At 53.4% G+C, this 7,067-nt stretch carries 9 protein-coding genes; 7 read left to right on the top strand and 2 right to left on the bottom strand.

Going from position 1 to position 7,067, the window contains the following annotated elements; all coding sequences use genetic code 11:
• The first annotated feature begins 130 nt into the window (after window positions 1-130).
• Window positions 131-1,738 (top strand): L-aspartate oxidase, encoded by a 1,608-nt coding sequence (gene nadB / locus B3007_RS02750; protein ID WP_068440736.1) that lies wholly within the window; start codon window positions 131-133, stop codon window positions 1,736-1,738.
• Between the two features lie 16 nt (window positions 1,739-1,754).
• Here the strand turns inward: nadB and B3007_RS02755 are convergent, their stop codons facing one another.
• A complete protein-coding gene (locus B3007_RS02755; protein WP_301378004.1) occupies window positions 1,755-2,174 on the bottom strand; it encodes a hypothetical protein in 420 nt (139 codons plus the stop codon).
• Window positions 2,155-2,418 (bottom strand): succinate dehydrogenase assembly factor 2, encoded by a 264-nt coding sequence (locus B3007_RS02760; RefSeq protein WP_068440743.1) that lies wholly within the window; start codon window positions 2,416-2,418, stop codon window positions 2,155-2,157. Before B3007_RS02760 ends, B3007_RS02755 begins: the two co-directional genes overlap by 20 nt.
• Window positions 2,419-2,548: 130 nt before the next feature.
• Between B3007_RS02760 and B3007_RS02765 the strand changes: the two genes are divergently transcribed.
• The 6 genes from B3007_RS02765 to B3007_RS02785 all read left to right on the top strand — a co-directional run bounded on the left by B3007_RS02765 (window position 2,549) and on the right by B3007_RS02785 (window position 6,923).
• Complete coding sequence (locus B3007_RS02765) at window positions 2,549-3,481, top strand: YgfZ/GcvT domain-containing protein (protein WP_273087538.1); 933 nt, start codon at window positions 2,549-2,551, stop codon at window positions 3,479-3,481.
• A 71-nt stretch (window positions 3,482-3,552) separates the two neighbouring features.
• Window positions 3,553-4,401 (top strand): HDOD domain-containing protein, encoded by an 849-nt coding sequence (locus B3007_RS02770; RefSeq protein WP_068440751.1) that lies wholly within the window; start codon window positions 3,553-3,555, stop codon window positions 4,399-4,401.
• Between the two features lie 37 nt (window positions 4,402-4,438).
• Window positions 4,439-5,077, top strand: coding sequence for a hypothetical protein (locus B3007_RS02775; protein ID WP_301378005.1), 639 nt, complete (start codon window positions 4,439-4,441; stop codon window positions 5,075-5,077).
• Between the two features lie 13 nt (window positions 5,078-5,090).
• The gene (locus B3007_RS02780; RefSeq protein WP_297533245.1) at window positions 5,091-6,032 is read left to right on the top strand and encodes an alpha/beta fold hydrolase; all 942 of its coding nucleotides are present in this window, start codon (window positions 5,091-5,093) and stop codon (window positions 6,030-6,032) included.
• Entirely contained in the window at window positions 5,962-6,441 is a 480-nt protein-coding gene (locus tag B3007_RS15610; protein ID WP_368043878.1) for a GNAT family N-acetyltransferase, read from the top strand. The genes B3007_RS02780 and B3007_RS15610 overlap by 71 nt, the downstream gene beginning before the upstream one ends.
• A gap of 2 nt (window positions 6,442-6,443) precedes the next feature.
• On the top strand, window positions 6,444-6,923 hold the full coding sequence (locus B3007_RS02785; RefSeq protein WP_068440762.1) for a DUF4442 domain-containing protein: 480 nt from the start codon (window positions 6,444-6,446) through the stop codon (window positions 6,921-6,923).
• Window positions 6,924-7,067: the final 144 nt, after the last annotated feature.

Here is a 7,067-nt window from a genome sequence, read left to right on the forward strand (position 1 = left end):
CCAGAATTCGACGAGTTCCGTGACGAGCGAGTTTCTTTGTCAACGGGCCTCCGGCGATTTATAGTGCGGCCTGTTTGCCAGCGCCTGAGAGAAGGCTTAGCTGAGATTACCACCACTGGAGCCTGTGTGCATGAGCCAGACACTGACTTTTGATGTTTTGATTATAGGTAGCGGCGCCGCGGGCCTGACACTGGGCTTGTCGCTGCCCGAGCACCTGAAAGTCGCGATCATCAGTAAAGACTCCATGGATGCCGGTTCAACACGTTGGGCGCAGGGCGGCGTCGCTGCCGTACTCGACGAAGAGGACAGTGTCGACGCGCACGTTGCTGACACGCTCACAGCTGGTGCAGGATTGTGTAACGAAGCCGCCGTGCGCTTCACCGTCGGTAATTCTACAGAAGCTATACAATGGTTAATCGACCTCGGGGTTCCGTTTACCAAGGATGGCGAGGATCAGTTTCATCTGACCCGGGAAGGTGGGCACAGTGCGCGCCGGATTATCCACGCTGCCGATGCTACCGGCCATGCAATCTCTGATACGCTTCTGCAGAAGGCAGAAGAGAGAAAGAACCTTACTCTGTTGCATGATTACATCGCGGTTGATCTGATAACCGGGGACAAACTAGGGCTTGAACATCACGCCTGTATCGGCGGCTACTTTCTGAATAAGAAAACCGGCGAAGTCGATGCAGTCACCGCCAAAGCAACCGCGCTGGCTACGGGCGGTGCCAGCAAAGTCTATCTCTACACCAGCAACCCCGACGGTGCCTCAGGCGACGGCATTGCCATGGCATGGCGAGCGGGCTGCCGTGTTGCCAATATGGAGTTCAATCAGTTCCATCCCACCTGCCTCTATCACCCCCAGGCAGGTTCATTCCTGATCACCGAAGCCGTGCGCGGCGAAGGCGGCAAACTACTGCTGCCAAACGGTAAGCGTTTTATGGATAAATTCGATGAACGGGCCGAGCTGGCTCCCCGGGATATCGTCGCACGCGCTATCGACCATGAAATGAAACGCCTGGGCGCCGATTGCCTGTTTCTGGATATCTCGCACAAGCCCGCTGAGTTCATACGCGAACACTTTCCGACTATTTATGATCGCTGCCTGCAGCTGGGTATCGATATCACCAAAGACCCTATCCCGGTTGTCCCTGCGGCCCACTACACCTGTGGTGGCGTAGTTTCTGACAACGCAGGCCGGACCGATATTGATCGGCTCTACGCCATTGGAGAAACCGCCTGTACCGGCCTGCACGGTGCAAACCGTCTTGCCAGCAACTCTCTGCTTGAGTGTCTCGTATACGCCCGGGCTGCTGCGGCAGACATTGAAGCTCAGATTGCCCAGATCCCTGCCCCTGACCCCGTTCCACACTGGGATTCAAGCCAGGTCACAGATTCTGACGAAGACGTTGTGATTTCGCACAACTGGGATGAACTGCGCCGCTTTATGTGGGACTACGTGGGGATTGTCCGTACGACCAAGCGACTGGTCAGGGCCAAGCACCGTGTAAAACTACTGCGTCAGGAGATTCAGGAGTTTTACTCCAACCACAAAGTGACCAACGACCTGCTGGAACTGCGTAACCTGGTTGACGTGGCCGACGTTATTATCCGCTCAGCACTGATGCGTAAAGAGAGCCGTGGCCTGCACTACAGTCGGGACTACCCTGAGGCACTGCCAAGAGCCTTTGATACCGTGCTCATGTCCAAATACATCAGCGAACTGGGTAGCCTGTAATCTGAACCGTGGGCGTTCAGATACTGCCATACAACTCGAATTTAAGGTGGTTGAAGGGCTCGCGACTTAAAAAGCAGTCGGGCCTTATGACAAGCACCTGCCAGGGCCAGAAACCCCAAACCAGTACAATCAGTTTTCGGCGGCGAATGCTACCGGAATGAAACCGGAGTGGTACTTTCTCTCCCTCCTTAAACATCCACCAACCATCAGCGTTTTTTCCGATAAGCTGTGGCGCACGCTTCGTTAAGAGCGCCCGGGCCGTGAGCGCCAGAGGGACAACGGCCAGCAGACTCCAGGCATAATTTGTCGAGTCCCAGAAAGCCGTTCCCAAAAGAGCAAAGACCAGCAATAACGTTGCTGACAGCCAGGTCAGGACTTCAACACGCTGCTGAAGCCCGGACGGCCGTATGATCCACTCAGCGCGGTTGGCGTGCAAACGCCAGCACCAGATCAACGATACGTTTCATGTCGGGATCTTCAGGTTCGGCATGTTCCATAAACCAGGTGAAGAGATCCGGATCTTCCTTGTCGAGAAGGTTGCGGTATCGTAACTGATCATCATCACTCAGCTGCGCATATTGTTGCTGAGCAAAAGGTAAGAGCAATACATCAAGCTCCAGCATGCCACGGCGGCTATGCCAGATAGCCCGCTTTGCCTGAATTTCTTTTTCTTCAGTCATCTTCTGATTCACCTCTGTCAGGGGGACGCATTATAACAAAGGTCAGTACGAAGTCTCACACCAGCCCTTGAAATCACATACACTCTGCCTCCATATGCAGTAGTCCCTACCCCACCCGCAAGGAGTCATCATGTCTCAGACCATCGCCACATTCGGCCAGATCACCGATCAGGGATTTATTCCTGCTAACGGAAGCCCTACCCTAAGTGATCAGGGCGAGGCGAGAACCGTGCTCAGCCAGTTTACGCTGCTACAGATAGACGGGCCAGACAGTGAAAAATTCCTACAGGGGCAACTCACCTGCGACATGCAAAGTGTCACCAGCGAGCAGTGGCAGGCGGGCGCCTGTTGCGACGCAAAAGGGCGCATGATCGCTAACTTCATCGCTGCGCGATCCGACACCGGATTTATTTTACGGCTTCCTTCGTTTCAGGCAGAGGTTCTGGTGAATCACCTGAAAAAGTACGCCGTCTTTTTCAAAGCAACTATGAGTGTCACAGAGAATCTCAGAATCATTGGCGAATTGAACACTGCTTCAGGCGACAAATCGGTGCGTCAGGGGGATGTACGCCAACTGAACTGGCCAGACGGTCGTTGCGAATATTGGGTGCCCGATGCACTGACCGACGATTACCTCAGCAATTATCCGCTTGTCTCTGAATCGGCCTGGCACGCGGCAGACGTAAGCTCAGGCTGGCTCTGGGTACAACCTTTATCATCCGCAGCCTGGATACCACAGTACTGCGACTGGCAGGCCCACGACGGCATCAGCTTCAGTAAGGGGTGCTATACCGGGCAGGAAGTGGTCGCTCGCCTGCAATACTTAGGGAAGAGTAAGCGTCACCTGTATCGGGTGGAACCAGCCACTGATCTTCCTGACATCATGGCGGATGTTCTCATCAATGGTAAAGCCAAAGGTGAGCTGGCCACCCGCGTATGCCGTGATGGCAAATTCATCGGTTTGGCCGTGGTAAGCAGTGACGAGGAAACACTCGAGGGCGAATGTGGGGACCGGAAAATCACTCTGCGCAGAGTCTTCTATACTGAAGACGAACGCGGATAAGCGAGCCCCAGACAAACAGGTGCACCGGCGTCCTCTGCGTTTCACCATTTAACATACGCAGAGGTACCCGCATGACTGGCCAACTGATCCAGCAGACCCGAGAAGATATCGAGGGAATGATTGCCAGAGACGAGCTGATTCTCCCAACACTGCCAGAAATTGCTCTGAAGGTGCGGGACATCGCTGAAGATGAAAATGCCAGCATTCAGGACATGGCCCGAGCCCTGACAAAAGACCCTGCATTAAGTGCAAGACTGCTGCGGGTTACCAACAGCCCCATGGTGAGAACTATGGTGCCCATCACGGATGTTACAACGGCGATCTCACGCCTGGGGATCGACTTTACCAGCAACCTGGTCGTCGGTATCGCCATGGAGCAGATGTTCCAGGCAACCAATGATGCCATCGACCGCCGCATGCGCGCATGCTGGTCACACGCAACAGAAATTGCTGCTTCGGCTCAGGTATTGGCGCGCCACTTCACTAAATTGCCTCCCGATCAGGCGCTCCTCGCAGGACTGGTTCATCAGATTGGTACACTGCCTTTACTATCCTACGCAGAACAATCTGGCTCCCTGATTCATGGTGGTCCTTCACTGGATCATGCCATTGCCGAGCTGCATCAGGAGCTGGGTCAGAAAGTACTTCAATCCTGGGACTTTCCACCCGAACTGATCGCAGTGACTACCGACTACCTCAACTTCGAACGCGAACGTGACGAGCCTGACCTGATTGACCTGATTCAGGTCGCTACCCTGCAAAGCTACGCGGGCACCAATCACCCTCTGGCCAATACAGATACCAGCCAGGTGGGCGCTTTTGTGCGACTTGGTCTTGCAGCAGACACTGAAACTCTCGAGCTGGACGACATCGCGACTGAACAGTCAGAGACGCAGGCAGCCCTATCCTCCGGTTTTTGATCACGAACTCAGGCTGACATTGGGGTACACTGCCCCCATGACTACGATATTTGCTGCGCTCGTTCTTCTGCTTTCATTTGCCGGGATTCTGATCTGGCTGTTCAGTCTCGCCAAGCCCGGTCGACGGGCCGAACTCGCAGGAGCCGCAGACCGACTGAATATGAGCTTCGAGCCCTGGCGCATGCTGAGCACAGGCATTCGGCAAGCCGGATTTCAGATTCTGTCTACCGGAGACCCCCGCTACGTCCCCAACTATATCGAAGACGAAACTGTCCTACTGTTTGATTTCACTCGTCTGACCGGACGAGCACCCACCGTCCAAACACTGATCATTATGCCCTGCCCTATCAGTACAGACGCCCGACTCATGATCAGCCCCTTGGCCCGGGAAAGCACCCACTGCTTTGACAAGGGTAAGCCCATTAGCCGGCTTGAGCATGAGGACCTACCCAACACTCTTGCCGAGCAGCCAATCTACGGACTTCCTGTTCACAAAATACGGCCGCTTCTGACCGAAAATGTCCAAAACTGGCTTTTGGCCCATCCGCACCTTCACATCGAATGGGCAGCTGGCATGCTCCTTGTCTGCCAGCCTGGCTATCAGATCGCTGGCGACGAACTGGAGGACGTCATCGACGACGTTCGTTCACTGGCAAACGCTTTAGCATCACACTGACCGGAGTACTCCTTTGTTCAATATTCTTCGAGCAGCAACGCTTGTTGCTGCCGCTTACGTATTAATCGCGTGTACCGCAACACAGCAGGACTCGCTCTATCAGAAAGCTCTGGACCTGGGCGAATGGAAAGCCGGGCTGGATGAGCAAAAGTCTGACATTGCAGACATCGAGATGAATTATCTGATCCGCAAGGGCGATGGCCCTATCCTGATGCTGGTGCATGGCTTTTCTGCCAACAACAGTACCTGGTTACAATTTGCGGATAAGTTACCGGATAACTATTACCTGATCGCACCAGACCTCGCAGGTCATGGCAAATCGAGCGAGGCAGACAGCTATGACCTGGAACGTCAGGCCGAGCGCCTGAAGGCACTGGCCGAACACCTCAACCTCGGGCCATTCCATATCATCGGCAACTCCATGGGTGGTGCTATCAGTGCTATTTACTCAGCACGTTTTCCAGAAGATATTGCCAGTCTCATCCTGATAGATTCTGCTGGTCTGGACGGTGAAAACCAGAGCCAGTTTTTTGCTGAACTCGAAGCTGGTGATAATCCGCTAATTGCTACCGATGAAGCATCGTTCGAGTACCGTATGGACCTTATTCTGGAAAAGCAGCCGCCCCTGCCCTGGCCTATCCGCCCGGCACTTATACGTGAAACCGTAGAGCGAGCGCCTCTGAACAGAGAAATCTTCGACGATATGCTGGCAACCCGTGAGCGCATGGACCAGAACGAAATGAAGCGAATGATCTCATCCAACGTAAATATGCCAGCATTAATTATGTGGGGAGAGAAAGACCGCGTTCTGGATGTATCAGCAGTGGCGGAATTCAAAAAGGTAATTCCACAGGCAGAAGTGAAAATCTATCCGGACCTAGGCCATGTGCCTATGCTTGAAGATCCATCTGCCAGTGCAGAGACCATCAGTTCATTTATCAGCAAGCTTGACTGACTTCAGACAGGCCACTGTCGCGGAAGCCAATGCTTTGTACAAGGCGGCGCAATACAGTGGCCGGGCAAGCCCAGATGACACTTTGTATGCCAGCTTCAGAGCCGGTCGATGCTGCTGTGTGACCCGGCTTCAGGACCATTCAGAGGTCTGGCTTCTCCGCAATCTGTGCACGCTGCCTGCTTATCGCCATCAAGGAATGGCGTCAGAGCTCTGCTGCTACATACTGCGTACCACAGAGAAGCCGGTCTGGTTGTTCCCTTTACCCGAATTAATTCCGTTTTATGAAAACGCTGGCTTTAATAGAGTGAGCGAAGATGAACTGCCCGATTGCCTGGATCAGATATGGCGATCGAGTAAAAAAAAGCATCCGCAGTCATACCCAATGATGGCTGTGCCCGACAGGAGATAACTATGAACCGTCTGAACCGAGTGATGAATAAACTTGATAGCCTGCCCGCTGGCTGGAGAACCGGCGCACGCTCTTTTATCATCGGAAAAATCATTCCGTTCGCAGGAACAGCATCGTGTCGCGTAGAAAAACTGACTAATAATGAATGTGTCGTTAAGATCAAAAAGCGTCGTAAGGTAGGCAACCACATCGGCACTCTGCATGCCGCTGCGATGGCGCTTGCTGCCGAATCAGCGACAGGTTTTGTAACAGCCATGAACGTGCCAGACAGCCGCGTACTGGTGATTCGCAATATGAATCTCACCTACCTTAAGCGCACTAAGGGTGATCTTACAGCCACTGCCACGCTCAGTGATGCAGACCTTGAAAGACTCAGGAATGAAGAAAGAGGCGACATCAGTGTACCTGTCGTCCTGAAAGATGCCGAAGGAACTGAAAGCGTGACTGCTGAGATGATCTGGGCCTGGACGCCAAAGCGTTAACGTAAGAAACCAGCCTTAATAGTCATTAAAAATAGTTATAAAAAAGGGAGCCTGCCGGCCACTGCTGTCCCACAGTTTTGGGATAGCAAATGAAAAAGCCTGACTCCGAGTGTTATTCTGTTGTTACCACACACCAGAAAAACC

Source organism: Thalassolituus sp. UBA675 (genome assembly GCF_002297765.1).
Lineage (GTDB): Bacteria > Pseudomonadota > Gammaproteobacteria > Pseudomonadales > Oceanobacteraceae > Thalassolituus.

Coding starts and splice junctions, on each gene's coding strand:
- nadB (WP_068440736.1), top strand. CDS start 131: ATGAGCCAGACACTGACTTTTGATGTTTTGATTATAGGTAGCGGCGCC.
- B3007_RS02760 (WP_068440743.1), bottom strand. CDS start 2,418: ATGACTGAAGAAAAAGAAATTCAGGCAAAGCGGGCTATCTGGCATAGC.
- B3007_RS02765 (WP_273087538.1), top strand. CDS start 2,549: ATGTCTCAGACCATCGCCACATTCGGCCAGATCACCGATCAGGGATTT.
- B3007_RS02770 (WP_068440751.1), top strand. CDS start 3,553: ATGACTGGCCAACTGATCCAGCAGACCCGAGAAGATATCGAGGGAATG.
- B3007_RS02775 (WP_301378005.1), top strand. CDS start 4,439: ATGACTACGATATTTGCTGCGCTCGTTCTTCTGCTTTCATTTGCCGGG.
- B3007_RS15610 (WP_368043878.1), top strand. CDS start 5,962: ATGTGCCTATGCTTGAAGATCCATCTGCCAGTGCAGAGACCATCAGTT.
- B3007_RS02785 (WP_068440762.1), top strand. CDS start 6,444: ATGAACCGTCTGAACCGAGTGATGAATAAACTTGATAGCCTGCCCGCT.